At 45.6% G+C, this 20326-nt stretch carries 16 protein-coding genes and 1 pseudogene; 6 read left to right on the top strand and 11 right to left on the bottom strand.

Annotated features, from left to right (window positions below; genetic code table 11):
• Positions 1 to 7: 7 nt before the first annotated feature.
• On the bottom strand, positions 8 to 1090 hold the full coding sequence (locus AB4161_RS05495; protein ID WP_372082971.1) for an aminotransferase class I/II-fold pyridoxal phosphate-dependent enzyme: 1083 nt from the start codon (positions 1088 to 1090) through the stop codon (positions 8 to 10).
• A 306-nt stretch (positions 1091 to 1396) separates the two neighbouring features.
• Between AB4161_RS05495 and AB4161_RS05490 the strand changes: the two genes are divergently transcribed.
• Positions 1397 to 1798: a hypothetical protein gene (locus AB4161_RS05490; protein ID WP_372082969.1), complete on the top strand. Its 402-nt coding sequence runs from the start codon at positions 1397 to 1399 to the stop codon at positions 1796 to 1798.
• A 224-nt stretch (positions 1799 to 2022) separates the two neighbouring features.
• Positions 2023 to 2760 (top strand): NUDIX domain-containing protein, encoded by a 738-nt coding sequence (locus AB4161_RS05485; protein ID WP_017071682.1) that lies wholly within the window; start codon positions 2023 to 2025, stop codon positions 2758 to 2760.
• Positions 2761 to 2886: 126 nt separating this feature from the next.
• Here the strand turns inward: AB4161_RS05485 and AB4161_RS05480 are convergent, their stop codons facing one another.
• Complete coding sequence (locus AB4161_RS05480; RefSeq protein ID WP_137002175.1) at positions 2887 to 4407, bottom strand: aldehyde dehydrogenase family protein; 1521 nt, start codon at positions 4405 to 4407, stop codon at positions 2887 to 2889.
• 327 nt (positions 4408 to 4734) lie between these two features.
• Between AB4161_RS05480 and AB4161_RS05475 the strand changes: the two genes are divergently transcribed.
• Positions 4735 to 6525 (top strand): sigma-54-dependent Fis family transcriptional regulator, encoded by a 1791-nt coding sequence (locus AB4161_RS05475; protein WP_372082967.1) that lies wholly within the window; start codon positions 4735 to 4737, stop codon positions 6523 to 6525.
• Positions 6526 to 6540: 15 nt separating this feature from the next.
• Here the strand turns inward: AB4161_RS05475 and AB4161_RS05470 are convergent, their stop codons facing one another.
• Entirely contained in the window at positions 6541 to 7392 is an 852-nt protein-coding gene (locus AB4161_RS05470; protein WP_372082966.1) for a LysR family transcriptional regulator, read from the bottom strand.
• Positions 7393 to 7509: 117 nt separating this feature from the next.
• Here AB4161_RS05470 and AB4161_RS05465 point away from each other — a divergent pair, with 117 nt between their 5' ends.
• The gene (locus tag AB4161_RS05465; protein WP_372082965.1) at positions 7510 to 8157 is read left to right on the top strand and encodes a glutathione S-transferase family protein; all 648 of its coding nucleotides are present in this window, start codon (positions 7510 to 7512) and stop codon (positions 8155 to 8157) included.
• A 143-nt stretch (positions 8158 to 8300) separates the two neighbouring features.
• The gene (locus AB4161_RS05460) at positions 8301 to 9743 is read left to right on the top strand and encodes an N-acylglucosamine 2-epimerase (RefSeq protein ID WP_372082964.1); all 1443 of its coding nucleotides are present in this window, start codon (positions 8301 to 8303) and stop codon (positions 9741 to 9743) included.
• Between the two features lie 142 nt (positions 9744 to 9885).
• On the opposite strand, the gene AB4161_RS05455 is transcribed toward AB4161_RS05460, so the two are convergent.
• The 3 genes from AB4161_RS05455 to AB4161_RS05445 form a co-directional block, all read right to left on the bottom strand.
• Positions 9886 to 11331 carry a sucrose-6-phosphate hydrolase gene (locus tag AB4161_RS05455; RefSeq protein WP_372057757.1) on the bottom strand — a complete coding sequence of 482 codons (1446 nt, stop codon included), beginning with the start codon at positions 11329 to 11331 and terminating at the stop codon, positions 9886 to 9888.
• Positions 11328 to 12287, bottom strand: a complete 960-nt coding sequence (locus tag AB4161_RS05450) for an aminoimidazole riboside kinase (RefSeq protein WP_372082962.1) — start codon at positions 12285 to 12287, stop codon at positions 11328 to 11330. Before AB4161_RS05450 ends, AB4161_RS05455 begins: the two co-directional genes overlap by 4 nt.
• Positions 12288 to 12483: 196 nt before the next feature.
• Positions 12484 to 13923: a sucrose-specific PTS transporter subunit IIBC gene (locus AB4161_RS05445; protein WP_017064972.1), complete on the bottom strand. Its 1440-nt coding sequence runs from the start codon at positions 13921 to 13923 to the stop codon at positions 12484 to 12486.
• Between the two features lie 234 nt (positions 13924 to 14157).
• Between AB4161_RS05445 and AB4161_RS05440 the strand changes: the two genes are divergently transcribed.
• Positions 14158 to 15144, top strand: a complete 987-nt coding sequence (locus tag AB4161_RS05440; protein ID WP_017061622.1) for a LacI family DNA-binding transcriptional regulator — start codon at positions 14158 to 14160, stop codon at positions 15142 to 15144.
• A 134-nt stretch (positions 15145 to 15278) separates the two neighbouring features.
• Here the strand turns inward: AB4161_RS05440 and AB4161_RS05435 are convergent, their stop codons facing one another.
• The 5 genes and pseudogenes from AB4161_RS05435 to AB4161_RS05415 all read right to left on the bottom strand — a co-directional run bounded on the left by AB4161_RS05435 (position 15279) and on the right by AB4161_RS05415 (position 20270).
• A complete protein-coding gene (locus tag AB4161_RS05435; protein ID WP_372082961.1) occupies positions 15279 to 16652 on the bottom strand; it encodes a carbohydrate porin in 1374 nt (457 codons plus the stop codon).
• 551 nt (positions 16653 to 17203) lie between these two features.
• Positions 17204 to 18106: an alpha/beta hydrolase fold domain-containing protein gene (locus tag AB4161_RS05430; protein ID WP_372082960.1), complete on the bottom strand. Its 903-nt coding sequence runs from the start codon at positions 18104 to 18106 to the stop codon at positions 17204 to 17206.
• A gap of 14 nt (positions 18107 to 18120) precedes the next feature.
• Complete coding sequence (locus AB4161_RS05425; RefSeq protein WP_372082978.1) at positions 18121 to 19152, bottom strand: TonB-dependent receptor domain-containing protein; 1032 nt, start codon at positions 19150 to 19152, stop codon at positions 18121 to 18123.
• Positions 19153 to 19187: 35 nt separating this feature from the next.
• Positions 19188 to 19694: pseudogene (locus AB4161_RS05420) on the bottom strand (LysR family transcriptional regulator); the annotation flags it as partial.
• Positions 19695 to 19862: 168 nt separating this feature from the next.
• Positions 19863 to 20270 carry a hypothetical protein gene (locus AB4161_RS05415; protein ID WP_017061620.1) on the bottom strand — a complete coding sequence of 136 codons (408 nt, stop codon included), beginning with the start codon at positions 20268 to 20270 and terminating at the stop codon, positions 19863 to 19865.
• Between the last annotated feature and the right edge of the window lie 56 nt (positions 20271 to 20326).

Below are 20326 nucleotides of genomic sequence, written 5' to 3'. Positions count from 1 at the left end.
GTTGCTTTTATAACTGCTGAATACGCTGCTTTAACGCTTCTAAATCCACATCATTTCCAACAATTCGTAATCGAACATACTCTTCAGTCATCGCGTCGCACGTAATTGCAAAATCGACACCGGAGCACGTCTTAATACCGATACTCTCAAATAGCTTTGAAAGGTTAGTTCCTGTTTTTTTCAGCAACATAATGGGCGTCGATATTGACGTGCCAACCACCTCAATATTGTTCTCAGACAACAAGCCGATCATTTGCTGCTTAAAGTATTCAGTTTTGCTGCGGTTCATTTCTAAGAAGTGTTTTGCATTGGGTAAGGTCGCCGATGCGATTTTTATTGAGGGGTAAGTCGGCGTAAACACACTCACCGCAGCTTCGATTGCAGAAGTCAGGTTTTCACTGCTGGCTAAGTAACCGAGTCGAATCCCAGCGAGCCCTAAACCTTTAGAAAAGGTTCGTAAAACTATTAAGTTGTCCAAGACTAAGGTCTGATCGAGCATAGACTGCTCAGGGGTCAGGTATTCACCATATGCCTCGTCGACAATCAAAATAGCGCCAGAACGCTCACATACTCTCGCTATCTCGACCAGATAAGCTCTGTCGTAGATTCGACCCGTTGGGTTGTTGGGATTATCGATATACACCAAGGCAGGATTTTGACTGCTTATTTTTGATGCCAACACACCGAACAGATCCGACTCGTTTTGATAATCAAACATGTTGATGGACTGGTACTTCCCGCCCACCAAAGTGAACTCTGATACTGCTTCAACAAACTGAGGGCCAATGCCTATCATGGTGCGATTGTTGTGATCGATAAGTTTATTGAAGATAAGTTCTAGCGCCCCAAGAGAGCCCGTGGTGTACGTAATACGACAATCTTCAATCCCAATAAACTGGCGAGTCAGATAAGTCAGCTCCGAAAGCTCCCTGTGGCAATAGTACTTATCAATACCGTAGATAATATCTTTGATCACATGTTCAGGAATTTCTGGTGCGCCAAATGGATTGGAGCCAAGTGAACAATCGATACGAAATGAGTGATCGACATAAGAATGGTATTCGCCACTTAACCGTGGATTTAAATGCATAAGAAAACGCTCAAAAAATATTCATGCGCTATTCTTATCGTACTGAATTTTATCTATATAGGTCATTTCGCGACAGTTCTTCGCCTTGTTTCGAGAGACTGGTTAAAAACCAAGATTGGTTCAAATAACGAATGCTCTTAAGCCATAATCAAGAGTTAAGCACTCGTGTTTACATTTCGAGTTAACCGAACCGCTTTCTTTGCGCTAGATTAAGCTGAGATAAGATAGGGTAATAACAGAGCTTGCATCTTTACTCTCCCTAGTTACCATAGCCCCATTAACATCCCCCATATTTTGAAGGTTGCTATGAAAGCAATTAAGACTCTTTTCTTCCTGATGGTTTTATTGAGCGGTCTGTTTACCGCTTGGCTGTTTATTCCAATTCCAGCGACCATGGACAAGCAAACGCTCGACGTTCCATTAACGGAACCATTCAAGCTTGTTGCGTATCGCAGCAACCCGAATGATGCGAGCAAGCCGCTGACTTACCACTACTATGTGATTTCAGATGTGGTTGGTGTAGACGACATGGACCCATTCCTGATTACCACGGACCAGTTCGTGAAGCTTGGCGAATTCGACAAGAACACATTCAACCTTACGGTTAACGGCAAGATTGATAGCTACACCAACGATTTGTGGATCAAGAAATCTGATGGCAAGCTTCAACACTGGTACGTGAGTATTAACGCGAACTATATTCGTTAAAATCGAACTGCAATAAACCTCATTTTAAAACTGCGCTTTGGCTTCCAAGCGCAGTTTTTGTTTCTAGCAACACCCTCCACTTATCCCGACCCGTTCGACATAAACTGCATTGCCTACTTTTGATTCACTGCAGCCCTTGCTCTCAAGGTGTTATAAGCTCTTTAGATACGATAAGCTCAGACCATGCTCGACGCCCAATAAATCAAAATAATAAAGGATCACCCGTGGAATTTACGCTCGACAAATTTAACGGCATCATCATTGACCCAGCAACAGCCCCTCACGATGTTGACTCATTCAATGCCGAACTCAGCGAGATCACCGAATTTTCAAAGCAGAATAACAAAGGCATCATTTGGATTAGCTTACCTATTTCACTCTCGCACCTTATTCCGGTGGCGACTGAGCTTGGCTTTGTGTTTCACAACTGCTTAGAAGACGAGATTACGCTGATCCACAAATCCGAGATTGTAGAGTTTGTGCCTTTCATTCCGACCCACACCTTGGGTGCTGGCGCGTTAATCACTAACGAACACAACCAAGTGCTGATGATTAAAGAACACGGCATGACGGGCTACAAATTACCGGGCGGTCATATTGAGTTGGGTGAAGGCATTGAAGAATCCGTGGTTCGAGAAACCTTAGAAGAGACTGGCATCGAAGCCACGTTCGTTTCAGTGGTTGGCATGGCGACGAGACACCCGTATCAATTCGGAAAGTCTAACCTCTACTTTGTTTGTCACCTTATCGCTCAAACTCAAGAGATTGCGATTCAAGACACAGATGAAATTGCAGAAGCTAAATGGATTGATGTTGAAGAGTACATTAACAACCCCGACAGCTACCCGTTCAACCGCCAGTTAGTCGGCTCTTTGATAGGCAAACAAGGATTAGAACTCACTCAGTTAGAAGGCAACTATGGCCCAGTCCACAAGCCCGAGATCTTCTTTTCGCAAAACTAGAGCGATTCAAATATAAAAACGCCAAGCTCATAAGAACTTGGCGTTTTGCTTTTCATTTTACTTGTATTGTTTAAGCCATCTCGTTGCTAGTGACTTCCTAATAGACTGTTCTAGAACCTATCTATTTTAGAAAAATCCTAGTGGGTTAGTATCGTAGCTGATCAACAGGTTCTTAGTATTTTGGTAGTGATCGAGCATCATCTTATGTGTCTCACGGCCGATACCCGACTTCTTGTAACCACCAAACGCGGCATGAGCTGGGTAAGCGTGGTAGCAGTTCACCCAGATACGGCCGGCTTCAATGTTGCGACCCATTCGATACGCGAGGTTTGCATCACGCGTCCACACGCCTGCACCCAAGCCATATTCGGTATCATTGGCTATCTCGAGTGCTTCTGCTTCATCTTTAAACGTCGTCACCGCGATAACAGGACCGAAGATCTCCTCTTGGAATACTCGCATCTTGTTGTGCCCTTCCAACATTGTTGGCTGGATGTAATAACCATTACCGAGATCATCAGATTGCTGCGCAACTTCGCCACCTGTCAGCACTTTCGCACCCTCTTGACGACCGATTTCAAGGTAGCTCAGAATCTTATCGAACTGCTCTTTTGAAGCTTGTGCGCCAACCTGAGTATCAGTATCTAGCGGGTTACCTTGTTTAATAGTTTGAGCACGCTCGACCACCTTGGCGATGAACTTGTCGTACACCGATTCATGGATCAGCACACGTGATGGACAGGTACACACTTCACCTTGGTTGAAGAACGCTAGCAACATGCCTTCGACACACTTATCAAGGTATTCGTCTTCATGGTTAAAGATGTCTGGGAAATAGATATTTGGAGACTTACCGCCAAGCTCAACCGTTGATGGAATCAAGCTTTCAGCCGCACATTTCAAGATGTGGTGACCGACTTCTGTCGAACCGGTAAAGGCCAATTTCGCTAAACGATCGCTGGTTGCTAACGCTTGACCCGCTTCGTTACCAAAACCATTGACGATGTTGACTACGCCTGCAGGTAGAAGATCAGCGATCTTCTCCATCATCACTAAGATCGATGTCGGTGTTTGCTCCGCTGGCTTCATCACAACACAGCAACCCGCAGCCAGTGCTGGCGCCAATTTCCAAGCCGCCATTAAAATCGGGAAGTTCCAAGGAATGATCTGCCCCACCACACCGATGGGTTCTGGGAAGTGGTAGCTCGCGGTGTTTGAATCTAGCTCGGCTGCGCTGCCTTCTTGCGCCCGAATACAGCCTGCAAAGTAACGGAAGTGGTCAACAACTAACGGGATGTCTGCCGCTAGAGTTTCACGCACAGGCTTGCCGTTTTCCCACGTCTCCGCCACCGCGATTTCTTCTAGGTGCGCTTCAATGCGATCGGAAATTTTAAGTAGGATATTGGAACGTTCTGTCACACTGGTCGCAGCCCAACTAGCACGAGCCGCATGCGCCGCATCGAGTGCCAAGCTAATGTCTGCCTCTGTTGAACGTGCCACTTGGCAATACACCTGACCATTCACTGGGGAAGTGTTATCAAAATACTCGCCGCTGACAGGCTTCACCCACTCGCCACCGATAAAGTTATCGTATTGAGCTTTAAAGTTCACCACTGCGTTGTCACTACCCGGCTGTGCGTAAATCATAGTTAGATCCTTCTTCGATTTGATATTCGTTATTGAGCTAGAGCTGTCTTATTTTTGTGGCGGCTCCCCTTGAGAAAAGAACTCATGGCGAGACGCCCATGTTTATGCTTTCTGTTTAAAACACTGATACTTCGTGTTTTCTTCACAACAGTAACAACGCAAATCACACGCCAGAACTTCAAAACTTGTTGTTAATAAATTGTAAAACTATGATTGCCAAACGTTTACAACCCAAAGTGAGTTGGCATTGAACGGACGTATGGAAACCACTCCAGTGTTCAACTGTTCCAAATTGGTACACCCTCACTGTTACGACATGGAACAGTCATGCACCTTCAACAAGCAAACACCTCAGATTGGCTTTCGTCCTCTTGGCACCGCAGCACAGAAGCGGGTCTAAAACAGAGACGACTTCCTGAAGACATTCGCCTACCACAATCGATTCTTAAGCAGCGACGTCATCAATCGGCTGACTTGATCCACATCGTCGAACGCAATGCGCTGCCTTTGTTTAATCAGATGTTTGCTCGTACCGACAGTCGTTTGATTCTGACCGATATTGAAGGGGTGATTCTGACGAGTTGGGGACAGGAGCGGTTTAAGGAGAAGCTGACATCAATTGCACTCAGCTCAGGAGCGTGTTGGCAGGAACAACTTAAGGGCACCAACGCGATTGGCACCGCGATTGTTGAAGCTAAACCCGTGACCATCATTGGTGAGCAGCACTTCATCCACCAGCATCGATTTATCAGCTGTTCAGCAAGCCCTGTGTTTGATCACCAAGGGAACATGGTTGGCGTATTGGACATTACCAGTGAGCAGCAACAGCACGACAGTTCGGTGCAGCTACTGGTTCAAAATATGGTTCAGCTTGTTGAAAACCAGCTACTGAGCCACATCCCACAAGGCACCACTCGCATCGACCTCGCATGTGAGAAATCGTTATTACACAGTGGTTGGCAAGGGATTGTAATAGCCAATGAAGCTGGGGAGGTGGTGGCACACAATCAGGTCGCCTCTCAACTATTGGATCAAACCTCGATCGTCGGTGAGAGTATCGATACCCTCTTCAACCGAACCTCATTAGACACGCCTTTTGTATTTGAGAAACAACACCTCAAACAACCAACCACCAAACGCACGCGCTCCATTTCAGCATCGTGTGATTTGCACCATGGCGAGCAACAAATCGAACACGCTTGGCAGCAAGCCAACAAGGTAATCGATAAAGGGATCAGTTTGTTGATCTTAGGAGAAACAGGAGTTGGCAAAGGCGAGTTTGTTAAAGCGCTGCACAAGCAAAGCCAGCGTAAGTCTTCGCCCTTGGTAGCGGTAAATTGTGGCGCGCTGCCTAAAGACCTTATCGAATCTGAACTGTTTGGTTACGCGCCGGGCGCCTTTACGGGAGCAAGCCACAAGGGCTTCCAAGGTAAGATCCGTCAAGCAGATAAAGGGATTCTATTTCTAGATGAGATCGCCGACATGCCTTTAGAAGCTCAGTGCCGACTACTGCATGTTCTGCAAGACAAATCCGTGGTGCCAGTTGGTTCTAATCAAAGCTATCAAGTCGATTGTCAGATCATCGCTGCAACTCACAAAAACCTCGAGCAGTTAGTCGCAACAGGTGAGTTTAGGCAAGACCTGTATTACAGACTCAATGGCTTAGCCTTCACCTTGCCAAGCCTACAACACCGACAAGACAAGCACGCTTTAATCGAGCACATTCATCGTAAATACGCCGAAGACGAACAGACAATCTGCCCGCACTTGATGAGCTTACTGTGCGCCTATTCTTGGCCGGGTAATATCCGCGAATTAGACAACTTACTTAAGGTTGCTGCTCTATTAGCAAGTGATGAACCCCAACTCACACTCGAGCATGTGCCCAGCCACCTTGCTCAACATCTCACGTCATTAGCACACGATAATCAGCATCAGCTAATGACTCCTAATGCCATCAAAGGTACAGCGAGTAACGATTTAAGAAGTACCGTTGAAGAAACCTTGCTGCAAACCTATCAAGCCAACCAAGGCAACATAAGTAAGACTTCGAGAATACTCGGTATCAGCCGCAATACCATTTATCGAAAATTGAAAAGCTTGGGAATCCTCCAATAGGAAGATGAACCTAAGCTACTCAGAACCCAGCTCCACAAGTTGATTGAGCACTTCTTTATCCAATACCGGGTGATGCTTACTCGCTAGGATCAGCACAATATCGACCGAAGGCAACGGCGGCATATCATCAAGAATTTTCAAATCTGAAGTCACGCTTAGCTTACCCATCGCACCAATCGCTAATCCTGCTTTCACGATTGCACGCTGCGCTGAAGCGGTATTGCTACACGCCAATAACTGATAAGGCGTGCCCTGCTTGGTTAAGCCATTCACTGCCGCTGCGTGGTACTTACAATCGGTCTGAAACAAGGCTAGTGGGACTGGTTTAGACTCATCGAATGCATAGTCAGGGCTGCTTATCCAAACACCCACATCATGTGTAAGCCAGTAACCCTCTTCACTATCGGGCGCTCGGGTGACAATCGCCGCATCAAGCCTGCCGTCATCTAGCCACTCTCTCAGTGTAATGCTTGGCAGGCTGAATATTTGGATTGAGCACGTAGGCTCTGCTTGCTGTAACAGGCGAATCACTTTCGGCAGAATGGTGTCGTTGTAGTCTTCAGGGCAACCGAGTCGCAGAGGTTGTTTGTCCTCATAACGCTTTACTTGCTTAAGTGCGGTATTGTGAAGGGCGACCAACTGTTCGGCATGAGATCGCAGCGCTAAGCCAGCTTCAGTCAGTATTAAATTACGTCCTTCTTTCTGGAAAAGAGTGACGTTGAGTTCTTCTTCCAACTTACGCATCTGAGCACTGAATGCCGATTGGGTGCGATTTATCTGTTTCGCTGCACGAGTGAAACTACTGGTTTCTACAAACGCGAGAAAGCCTCGCAAAGCATCAATATCCATATTGAAATCACCACCCATCGTTTTTGTTAATGTATTGCATCAAAATTATCCGTTAGTGCGCCGCAATACAATCCCCTAATCTCAAATGCATGCCCCTAGGCTCAAAGCATACCCACTAAACGCAAGGAAGCAACGATGCAGCTTTATATTGGAAACCAGAACTACTCAACTTGGTCACTGCGCGCATGGCTAATATTCGACAACTACAACCTGAATGCAGAAGTCATCAAGCTCAAGCTGTTCACCTCTGATTTTTACGACACTCTGGCGAAAGTGACGCCAACGGCCAAGGTTCCAACCCTAGTTGATGGTAATGTTGCGGTGTGGGATTCATTGGCGATTCTCGAATACGTTAACGATGCCTATTTGGACGGTGCAGCGTGGCCTAGCTCAGTGAAAGAACGCGCCCATGCCCGAGCAATTTCCGCCGAGATGCACTCTGGGTTCTTTGCCGTCAGAAATGAAATGCCGATGAACTGCCGCGCACAACGAAAGCTCACACTGAGTGAAGACGCACTGAAAGACATCGCTCGTATTGATGCAATATGGTCTGCACAAATGGAACAATACCCAGAGGGATGGTTATTTGGTGAATGGTCGATTGCCGATGCGATGTTTGCACCCGTCGCATTGCGCGTAGAAACCTATGGAATACAACTTTCCGAAAAGGCATCGCAGTATCAACAACGTGTGCTTAACAGTCCATCGATACAAAAATGGCTGGCAGAGGCAAGCTTAGAAACCGATGTGGTTGAAGAAGATGAGGCGGGCAAGCCAATATAAAATACAAGACACCCTTCCAAAGCTCACTAGTCTGTGAGCTTTTATCTAAACCTTATTAATTTGGTCGATTGTGATCGCCTAATCACAATGTGCAGATGTGATTGTTTATATTCAAAGAAATTAAAATAGTTAAGATAAACATCATGTTACGAGCAACGATCGCATTACTCAGTATTACTAGCTTCGCCGTATCTGCCAACGCCCATCTTCCTTCTGGAGAAGAGTGGCTCAACCATGCGACTGAAGGGCTTGCACCTTATTGGTTAATGCCTAGCGCTCAAGGAGAACCGGTAGGAAACTTCCCTACTTTCCGCTGTGATGACGGTACCTTGCTCGATGTTTCTGATGTGTGCCATGAACTAAACAAAGGCTGGATCACGCCACACTTTGGCAAAGAGTTTACGCGGATGAAGTCACGTCAAACTTATGCCTATGGCGTGCTCTACCACCTTAGTGGCGATAAGCAGGCTTTAGCGCTTGCCAAGCAAGGAGCCTACTACATCATTGATCAGCTAGAAGATAAGCAAAACGGCGGCTTTATCGGCTACACAAAAGAGGGAAAAGTAGGCCAAAATTGGCAGCAGCGTACTTCTCAAGATCAAGCGTATGCATTAGTTGGCCTTGCCATGTACTACTACCTGACTCAAGACAAAAAGGTAGAAGAAGCACTCATCGCACAACAAGCTTTTATCTTTGATAAATATCGACTTAGCGACAACAGCGGTCTTGCTTGGGTACTTGCGGATGGTGAAGATGGCAAAGCCACACAGCGTGAACTGGTCGCGCAACTTGATCAGATTAACGGTTACCTGTTGTTAGTCGCTCCCCTGCTAAAAGAGCCCACCAAGACAAGATGGCTTGATGATCTAAGTTGGCTGACACAAACCATGGTCGAGCACTACCACTCTGAAGATGAACAACGCTTCTACGGGGCCATTCACAGCAAAGCCGCCAAGATGCCGAATGCTAATCACAACGATTTTGGGCACACCATCAAAGCGTATTGGATGACTTACCTTACAGGCCAAACATTGAATAACTCTGAATGGAAAGAGTTTGGCATCAAAGGGATGAAACACACTCTCGTTCATGCGCAATATCAGAAAAATTTCGTGAGTGTATCCCAATATTATGGCGAAGAACTTCAGAAAGCGTGGAAAGGACAAGAGATAACTGGCTGGCAAAGCAGACCAAACACAAATTGGGCTTCATCATGGGAATGGGCGGAGCTTGATCAAGCAGCAATGACGGTTTCACTTGTCGATGATTCAATGAAAGACGTCCTGCAATACACCCTACCCACTTTTCATGATGTATGGGTCGACCATAAATACGGCGGTGTCGGGCTTGACCCAAAACGCACCAAAGCTTTCCATTGGGGCAACGGTTATCACCAGTTTGAACATGCGCTGATTGGCTATCTATACGCACAGCAAGTTGACGCGAAGCCAGCAGTATTGCATTACGCAAGGCCGACCAACAGCGAGATGCCAATGGAACCGTATTACTATCAAGGCGATGTGGTGGAGCTATTGAATAAAGATGACGGAACGCAGAAGGTCAGTTTCAATAACATTCGACCTTAGCGTTGGTTGTTTGTTCTAAATGGACTTGAGATTCAGGGCTACGGGGAATGGACAAGGTCAAAGAGTTAGCACAATAGTGATGTCGCAGACCAAACAAAAGCCGCTGTTGATCAGCGGCTTTCTTGATGGAGATAAGCGGAGGTTAGTTGTCCAACCCTTTAATTGGGTTCATCGAGTGATAAACGGTGTTCACGTCACCAGTCATCGACAATGAACTCAAGTCATCAATGAAGAAACGGCTGGTCATTGTGTGCTTACCGCCATTGATAAAGATTTCGATCACTGACTTATCAACATAAACCTCGATGATTTGCTTGGTGCTCAACCTCGGTGCTTTTCTCACTGAGCCAAACTCTTCCGCGTAGAGCTGAGACATCTTACTGCGATCAAGCATGAACTCCTTTTCTGTAGCACTGAATACGATGTTATCACCCGCAACGTTAGTAAGTGTAAACTCAAACTCGTCAGTATCCGTTTCGAGCTCAACCATGAAGCTGGTTGTATCCAATTCAAGAGCATTTTCAACCACCACAGCTTCACCCTGTAGCGCTTTCAATTCAGGTAAAGCAGACTGAACAAGATAGCCATCTTGGATTTGAAGTTCGCGTGGTAACGACAACATGCCCGCCCACTGATACTCATTAGATGGTGTATCAATCTCAGGCAGACCAATCCAAGCAATCAGAATACGGCGGCCTGTATCATCTAAATAAGTCTGTGGTGCATAGAAATCGAAGCCATAATCTGGCTGCGCAATATCTTGGTGGTTTTCCAGTTCTACCGAATCGAGATTTAGGCGGTCACCGACGATATAAGCCACCGAGTAGATATTTTTGAAATCGTATGGATTTTCGCTAGACACACCTTGTGGAGAAAACAGCATCACCGACTGATTCTCTATTTCAAAGAAATCTGGGCATTCCCACATATAGCCAAGGTTGTTGTAACGAGTTTGAATTGGACCTTTGTGCTGCCAATTCATCAGGTCTCGGCTGCAATATAGCGCCATAGAGCCAGTATTTTGAGGCGTTTGAGCACCCACAACCATCAGATAATCGCCGCCCTGTTTCCACACTTTTGGGTCTCGGAAATGTTCGGTGTAGTGATCGTTTTCGATAACCACGCCGTGCTTTTCTATTTTGCCGTCAGCAGACATCTTGGCAAAACATTGAGTTGGCACTCGCAACCAATTTCCATCGCGCTTGTTACCTGTAAAAAACAACAATGCATTGTCGTTTTCAACCAATGCACCACCAGAGTAAACACCGTGAGAGTCGTAATCTTGGTCTGGGTGCAAGCCAATACCGTGGTCTTCGAAATGAACGAAGTCTTTGGTAGAAAGGTGGTACCAGTACTTCATACCATGGACGGGGCCAACTGGCGTCCATTGGTAAAATAGGTGGTGTTCACCATTAAAGAAACACAGACCATTCGGATCATTAAGCAGACCAAACTTAGGCGCAATATGGTAGCTTGGATAGCCAGAGTCTTGTTTGCGAAGCTCTACCATCGCATCAATACTCTCTAGAGAAATATCTTCTATACGGCGATATCTTTGCTCTACTGTCCAGTTCGAGTTCAAACTCATACACTCTCCTCTACGGCATTCGTATTTGAAGAGTCTTTTTGAATAAACTGAGTAAGAGCTTCTTGCGTTGGAAGTGCGGTCATTGCGCCTTTTTGCGTGGTCGCCAGTGCACCACACCCATTCGCCCACTGAATTGCAGAATCGACGACTTGTTGATTGTTCCACTCATCATCTTGAGAAAGCTTTGCAAGCAAACCGCCAACAAAAGCATCGCCTGCACCCGTGGTATCCACTGGCGTCACTGAGCGACCTGAAATCAACACACCTTGGTTTTCAAATACTCGCCAAACGCCTTTCGCGCCCTGCGTAACCAGAACAAGCGTGTTGTTAAGATCTGCAATGTTAGCCAAACCTTGTTCCGTCGAAGTTGAATCGGTTAAGAAATCCAGTTCTTCTTCTGAGAATTTAACCACATCAGCCAATTCAACCGCTTTCATGACCACAGACTTAATTTCAGATGGATCTTGCCACACTTCATCACGAAGGTTTGGATCGAAGCTGATGTAACCGCCCGCGGCTTTCATACGTCGGATCGCTTCGAAGGTACTGCTTCGGCTTGGTTCATTAGCCAAAGAGATCGAGCAGACGTGTAGCCACTCGTTTTTCTTAAATTCGGGAATGTCTTCAACAGACATAAACTGGTCGGCACTTGGCTTAACCATAAACGTAAAGCTACGCTCGCCTTGGTCATCAAGATCGACCACCACGGTTGACGTGCGTTGTTCAGGGTCCTTCACCAAACGCTCGGTATTCACACCTTCCTTTTGCAGAGTCACTTCCATAAAAGTGCCAAACGGATCGTTACCCACTCGGCCAAAAAATGCGCTTTTGCCTAAAAGGCGAGAAATCGCTACCGCGACATTAGCAGGCGCACCGCCCGGACATTTCAATAATGTCGCGTCAGTCTCCGGAATGAGGTCGACGACGGCGTCTCCAGTTACCCAAACTTGATTCATCTTTCTTACCTTAAAACTGAAAATCATGACAACCGAAAGCGATGGCAATCGAAAGCAGTAGCAACCAAAAGCAAGGTGACACTTCACGCTGTCATGTAAAAATATAAAAAGGCTAGCTAAGCCAAATCACCTAGCTAGCACCCCAAAGCTTAGGAAATGAAGTGAAAAGGGGGGGCTTCACTTCTAGGGAGAAACGTTAAGCTGTTGCTTTAATGTTTTGCTTGCTGCGCTCGCGCAGACCTAAAACAACGGTCAGAGCAAAGGCAGTCACGAACGCGATAATCATACCTACCACGTAGTAGCCAATCTTTTCTGGTGATATTGAGATGATGCCAGGAATACCCGCCGCACCCAGTGCTTGTGCTTTCACATTGAACATCGTGATAAACGCGCTTGAAATCGCAGCGGCACAAACCGCAGCAATGAATGGATAGCGAAGCTTCAAGTTCACACCGAACATTGCAGGTTCAGTAATACCAAGCAAGCCAGTCACACCAGAAGGAATCGCGATACCTTTCATTTTCTTATCTTTACTCATGAAACCAACCGCCAGTGCCGCTGCACCTTGTGACACGTTAGACATCGCCGCGATAGGGAAGATGAACGTACCGCCAGTCGTTGCGATATCCGCAAGCAGCTGAGTTTCAATAGCAATAAAGCTATGGTGCATACCAGTAATAACAAACGGCGCATAAATCAAACCAAACACCGCACCGCCAATGAAGCCAGCACTGTTGTATAACCAATTTAGGCCGTCACCAAGCAGGAAGCCGATATCACGAGTAAATGGACCAACAATCGTGAATGTTAACAAACCAGTTATGAAAATCGCCAATAGCGGCGTTAGCAAGTTATCCAGAACCGAAGGAATAACTTTACGCAGCCCAAGCTCAACTTTCGCTAGAATAAACGCAGAAACAAGAACGGGTAGTACTGAACCTTGATAGCCTACTTTCTCGATTTCGAAACCTAAAATGTTCCAAACCGGAATGCTGCCCGACACTGATGCGCCACCGAAGCCCCAGCCGTTAAGCAAGTCTGGGTGAACCATCAACATACCTAAAGCCGCGCCAAGGTATGGGTTACCACCAAACTTCTTACTCGCTGAAAATGCTAATAAAATAGGTAAGTACACAAAAGGAGCATTAGCAAATGTATTGATCATGTTTGCTAAGTCGGTCAAACCCGGATTAGCGTCGATTAAAGATTTGCCATCAATGAATAAGCCTTGAGCCGTCAATAGGTTGTAGATACCCATCAACAAACCACCAGCAACAATCGCCGGAATGATTGGTACAAAAATATCAGACAGGCCTTTCACCGCGCGTTGCAGGATATTTTGGTTGTCAGCACCTGCAGACGCCACATCGTTGGTCGACATTTCCGTCATTTCAGTCAGCTTAGCCAACTCAGCATAAACTTGGTTTACGATGCCTGAGCCAAAGATGATCTGATATTGACCTGCCACTTTAAACTGGCCCTTAACCCCTTCTAGGTTATCAATCGCCTGTTCATCAATTTTATCTTGGTCTGCAACCGCAAGACGCAGACGAGTCGCGCAGTGTGCGAGTGCGGTGATATTACTTTTACCACCTAATAGAGAAAGCAGCTCTTTTGCTATTTTTGGATAATTCATTACATACCCCATTGGATTATCATTTGAGCTTTTGAATTTTCGGGAACGTTTGCAAAACAAATTTTTGCCTAGAAATAACAAATGATCAAAGATAACTGCTCAATAGTGTGAGAATGATCTTCAAATTATCTCCCTAGGATAAGAAGACAGGGTTAAAATCCCCTAATAACAGGTAAATTTGATGCTCTGTTTGCAAACAATCCCAAAACTAAAATTACAATTGGATAATGAATAATGGCTAGTCTTCATGATGTCGCTCGTCTCGCTGGAGTTTCCAAGTCGACGGTTTCAAGAGTAATCAATGATGAGTATGGCGTAAAAGACGCGACCAAGGTGAAGGTGCGTAAAGCAGTTGAAGAGTGTGGCTATCTCCCAAACCAAGTCGCTAAAGACTTAAAGTCCCAAAAAACCAACCTGGTTGGCGTGATTGTTCCTAGGGTTTCTTCCCATGCCACCTCTCAGGGTGTCGATGGTTTAACCGCCGTCTTAGAGCAAGCGGGCAAGCATGTATTATTAGCGAGCACACACCAAACACACCATAAAGAACTTGAATATATTCAGATATTTAACCAGAGGCGTGTTGAAGGTATCATCCTGTACGCGACCCACCTCGACAACCAATTAGTCAAAGCGATTCAAAGCTCTGCCGTACCCGTGGTATTGGTTGGTCAAGACGGGTCAATGTTTAACATCCCAAGCATTGTGCACGACGACACTCGCGTAGGGTTTGAAGCGGGTAATCGCCTCATAGCGAAAGCTTGTAAGCATATGGGATTCATCGGTGTGCAAGGTGATGATATTGCGGTTGATAAGATGAGATCGGAAGGCTTCGCTCAATCGCTTCAATTTAACGACCTCACACTGCAATTTCACGCCCGTGGCGACTTCACCATAGAATCAGGTTACCAACTGGCGAAGCAGTATCTCAAGGAGCACACCAAGCTCGACGGCCTATTCTGCGCCACTGACCGTATCGCAATCGGTGCGATCAGAGCCATTCAGGAAGCGGGGCTCGTTCCAGGAAAGGATATATTGGTGCTCGGTGTAGGTGACGATGAGCTCGCTTCAGTATGCACACCAACGCTGTCTACGTTTAACTATGCGTTTGATAAAGCGGGAGAAAATGGAGCCAAGCTGCTACTCGACCGTATTGAGAAAAAAGGCTTTGAAATGAGCAAGATGGTGTTGACCTTCACCACTATTGACCGAGAGTCTTGCTAGCGATTTATTTCAGAGATCAGGTTATCCCAAGATAAAAAATGCCAACCTTCGAGTTGAAACGATAAGGTTGGCATTTGGTGATGCGACTATCACATCATGAGTAACACTCTCTATCTAAACGATATATCAAGCAATTAGAACCAAGTTTCCATCTGCAGTGCAAACAGAACCTCGCCGCCCTCTCCCATCGTTGCAGCATCTGCTTCAGTGCTGATCGAGTAACCATTTAGGTCTTCACTCCAATCCACATAGCTCACAGCGAAACGCAGTTCTGGTCGGTCAAAGAAACCAGTGCTAGTTGAAAGCTTGAGTGTTGGTGCAACTGTCGCTTTGTAGAAACCGCCGCTCGCTTGCTCTGTCGAGTTGTCTAAATCCATGTATTGCAATGAACCTTCGTAAACCATCTCAAAGTTCTCTGTGAACTCTTGAGCTAATCGAACGTTTAAAGAAGCCCATGTGAACTCGTCATTCTTCTTCAAACGGTCTTGGCTATGCTCTGCCATTAATGCAGGTGCTAAGCGCCAGTTGTCGCCAATGCGAGTGACACCGTAGCTAAACAGGCGAACGGCTTTCGCGTCATCCAGTAGATCACCATTTGAACCGATGCCTTTTAGCTCTGCACCTAGGCCACTACCCACTAACATACCCGTTTTAGAGAAGCCTTCGCTCAGACCAAAGAAGTTGTCTCCATGGTACGCAAACATTGCGTGTACACCGCTTTCAGCTGCGCCATTTAGGCGGCTATCGTTGTCTGCTGAGGTCATACCGCTCAACATCACTTGCCATTGGCCAATACGGTTATTCATGGTTGCAATGTAGTTTTCTACATCTGTTGACGAGCTATCAATCTCACCAAAATCTCGGCCATAAATAGAGAAATTCGCTTTCCAGTTGTCGCTCATCTGAACGTCATAAACGCCCGCACCAGTACCTGATAAGAAGACAATATCCGAATCGAAAAAGTGAATATCAAAGTTGTCGCGATCGAATCGTTTACCCGCCCAAAACGTTGCTTCAGAAAACGCTTCAGATTCAGAGAACATGCTCAGACGGTTCAGTTCTGAATACACTTGTCGCACATTCAACTGGCTTTCGCTGGCAGTCCACTCGTTATTTGTCTCAGTACTGTCGGCCAACATGATGCGAAACAAAGCACTAGAGCCATCGTCTGCAAATCGCTTATGAATCAAGTTCGCTTCAACGTAATGATCATCTTCAACACCAAGACGTCCAATTGGAGCTCCAATGGCACCCGCCGCTGTCATGTAAGGACCAGTACCTGTCGCGCCGTTTAGGTCGTCGTTGATCAATAACCCAGAGCGAGCATAGCCGTAAAACTCAAACGAAGAAGCCTTTTCATTGGCCTCGGTAGAGACCTGCTCTGTTTGTGCAACCCTTTGTTCTAATTCATTAATACGTTGCTCTAATGCTGCAACGTCTTCACTTGCTAATACCGATGTAGTCATTAGCCCCATTGTTACAGCAACCGCTAAAATGTGTCGTTTCATTCTGATGTTCTCACGTTAATTGTTTTGGATTATTTGCAAACGTTCCCAAAACAATTCGTAAGCACATTTCGGCTTATACTTTTGATGTATAAGCTCTATATCGAAGAAGAAATAGAAATCAGTCGTGTTGATTACTTCACTTTTGTATCTGAGTAGATGATAGATCGATAATTTCGGGAACGTTACCGAAAATGCATAATTCTGATAACTTTGTCACAAGTGAAATTGATTAATGGGCGAAAAATAGTGTATCGCGCACATTGAAGCCTTTATCAAGGTCGTCGATAAGCTAGAGTCAGTTATGAACAAAGCGTGATGAAACACACAATAACTACCACCTTTAACTGATAAATAACTCAATTATCGAAGGTGAACACGGTTTTGTTCGATCTAATAAATGACGATCGAATCATAAAAGGGAAGTTAGAAATGAATCCAGATACTTATGAAAGCTTCCAATAAAAAAGCCAAGTTGAACCTTAGTGATCAACTTGGCTTTAAATGGCTCAATGATTGCTTTCTAGCGCGTTGTAACGTCACAAAAGTAGAGATTATTTAATTGGATAATGTCGCTTTAAAAACGCAATCACATGCGGTACATACTTATCGGTATCAAAAATTGGAGCACTATGACCAACACCCTCCTCGATAAACAGCTGATTCTCAATGCCGTACTTGTCCAAAGCATGTTTGAGGATCTGGCTTTGCGCTAAAGGCACTCGCTTATCCAGTGTTCCATGGAACTGAATGTAAGGCGGAGCATCACTGTTTATATAACTGGTCGTTGAAGCTTGTGCCGCTAGCTCTGGTACTACACTCGGGATATCACCTAAAAAGCGTGACACCGACGACTTTTTACTGGTTGGTCTGTTCCCTTTATTACCTAGTTCCAGCAGGTCCGTCGGGCCAAAAAAGCTTACAACTCCAGCCACTCGATACTTAGGTTCTGAGTAAAAGCTAATGTCACCGTGCGTATTACTTGCGCCGACCAATCCCGCTAAATGACCACCAGCTGAACGCCCCATCATAACCACGTTATCGGCGGCAAGATTGTACTTGTTAGCATGGTCATGAAGATAGTTAATAGCATCATTAATATCCGCGACTGGTTTTGGGAAAGTTGCTTCGCCACTTAAACGATAATCGACCGCAGCCAACGCATAACCTTCATCCAAAACAGAATTAAGCAACAACGGGTTTTTAGTCGGAATATCGTCTTTAGTGCCACGCTTCCACGCACCGCCATGTACCCAAACGAGCAACGGATATTTTCCATCAACCTTTGCTTCTGTTTTGGGAAGGTAGAGATCAAGCTTGATCTCTCGTGCTTCTACCGTCTTAAACAAGATGTCCTTTTCTACTGTGTATACCGCATTAGCATTAGCATTAGCATTAGCATTAGCAGCCGATAATCCAACAAATGAAAGCATCAGTAATTTTGTTATCTTTTTCATTATGAACCTCTTATCTAGAATGACGCTTCTGCTGCTAACCAGTAACGACGACCATCTTCAACGTAGCCAAACTCTTCGTAATCGGTTTGTTCATCAAATAGGTTGTAGATACCAGCAATCACCTTAAGGTTCTTTTGCACATACCAGTTGGCACCTAAGTCAACATAAGTAATTGATGGCGCTTCGTATTGTGTTCTTGAACTACTCGTTGTCGGTTCTGACTCTTTGCCACGGTATGTCACTCGCATCCAAGATTGGACATCATCACGTACTTGCCAATCTGCATTTACGGTAACTAAATGCTCAGGAACTTGTGTTAGTGGCTTACCCTCATCTTCACCAGACTGCTTCTCAGTATGTGTATAGGTATACGTCGAACCGACAGAAATCGCCTCAGTAATGCCTTTGTTTATCGTGTATTCAGCACCGTAAGTAATCGCGTCTTCAATGTTCACGTAGGTAGAATCACAACCACGTCGGCCACAGTTAGTGCTCAGCTCTTTCTTGTCGATCTTGTCTTTAAAGTCACTGTAGAATACGGTGATGTTCGAGCTTAAATCGGCATCGCCAACAAAGTACACGCCCATTTCACTGTTCACTGACGTCTCGGCTTTTAGATCAGGATTACCGTAAACCGAGCAGTCGCCACCACAACTGTCTTGCGCCCAACCCGCTTCCATCTCAGTTAAGCCTGGTGCTCGATATCCCGTTGAAACACCGCCTTTCACTGTCCAATATGAGTCGACACTCCACACACCATAAACGCGAGGGCTCAGATGAGACTCGAACACGTCATTTTGATCAAATCTGAGGCCAGTTGTTAGAGCAAAAGAATCGGTGATGTACCATTCATCTTCCGCAAACAGTGACCATTGGTTATTTTTGAAGACATGATCTTCTGCAGAATCTGTCAGCTCCTGACGTGTATAGTTGAAGCCGATAGTTAGGTAGTGCGCCTCAAGCACAGGCATAGACCATTGTGAGTTCAGAGTCAGGTTTTCCACTTCCATTTCTCCGCCTTCATTCTCAACCGTTTCATTGTTGATGTATGAAGTGCCCGAGTCTGAGTTCTCTTGCAGTGTTGTTTCACCACTGTCATACGATAGGTATTTTGCTCAGCAGAAGGCGGCTGATGCGAAGATAAGGCAAAGTGCACATCACCTGCGACCAAGGATTCGAAATGACGCTTGGGCGCAGAATCTAAACTCACGATCATGTTCGGCGCTTCTTTGCGGATCTTAGCGATCACCTTGGGCATTAAGGTATTAATTTGAGGCAGTAAGCCATAAAATTTCACAGTACTATCAACCTTGCTTGGGTCAAACGACTGCTTATGAACCAACTTTTCCAGGTTAGTAATAACGGTGTTGATATCGTCTTTAATCGACTCTGCTTTTGGGGTCAGCTCATAGCCATACTTCTTACGTACCAGCAGCTCATCATCAAAGAAGGTACGCATTTTTTGTAGCGTACGACTTACCGAAGACTGGCTCATGTTCAGAGACATTGCGGTATTAGAGACGTGTTTTTCTTCGAGTAAATGCTTAAGAACGAAAAGAAGATTCAGGTCAATCTGGGAGAGGTTCATGAGTGCGTCACCAAAATAATGAGGGCATCGTTGAGACAATACGCCGCGCTCAAACCACGGCAATGCATATCAATGATTGGGGTTCAAGATACCGAGTTAACGGCTCTGCGAGCATGATTTAAAGTTCAATAGAAAAACGACTAAATCAAAAAATAGAAATAGAGATCGCTACTTTCTCTTCCCCTGCTCCACCAACTTTTCATTCCATGCCGTATTGCCGTCACGCTTAGTCACGTCATACTCTGAACAGAACTGAGATATGGTCATATTGTTATCGCCAGTGGCAAGCTTGAGAGCCAACTGAACTTGTTGAAGCTTGCTTTGCAGTCGCAAGATTTGACCAGCATTTGGGCTTTTCTCTTTGGCGTATTTTAAAGCCGCATGCTTACGTTCTGCCGCGCCCGCTCGGCGATCTGCTTCTGATAACAGATACTTGAGTTGAGCAACACTCTTGCCTTTCTTGAAGGCAGGATCAAGCAACTCAACGCATTCATCAAACGATGGATCGATAACGTATGGGTCAACTTTATGAGCTTGTTGGCGCATCCATTCGAGTGCGAGTTTTTCATCTGACATAATTACATCTTTACCAAAGAAACAGCCCTATATGGTATCGCTCAATAGCAAACCGC

Source organism: Vibrio sp. 10N.286.51.E5 (genome assembly GCF_041469125.1).
GTDB classification, from domain to species: domain Bacteria; phylum Pseudomonadota; class Gammaproteobacteria; order Enterobacterales; family Vibrionaceae; genus Vibrio; species Vibrio crassostreae_C.
This window is presented reverse-complemented; position numbering and strand designations above follow the sequence as displayed.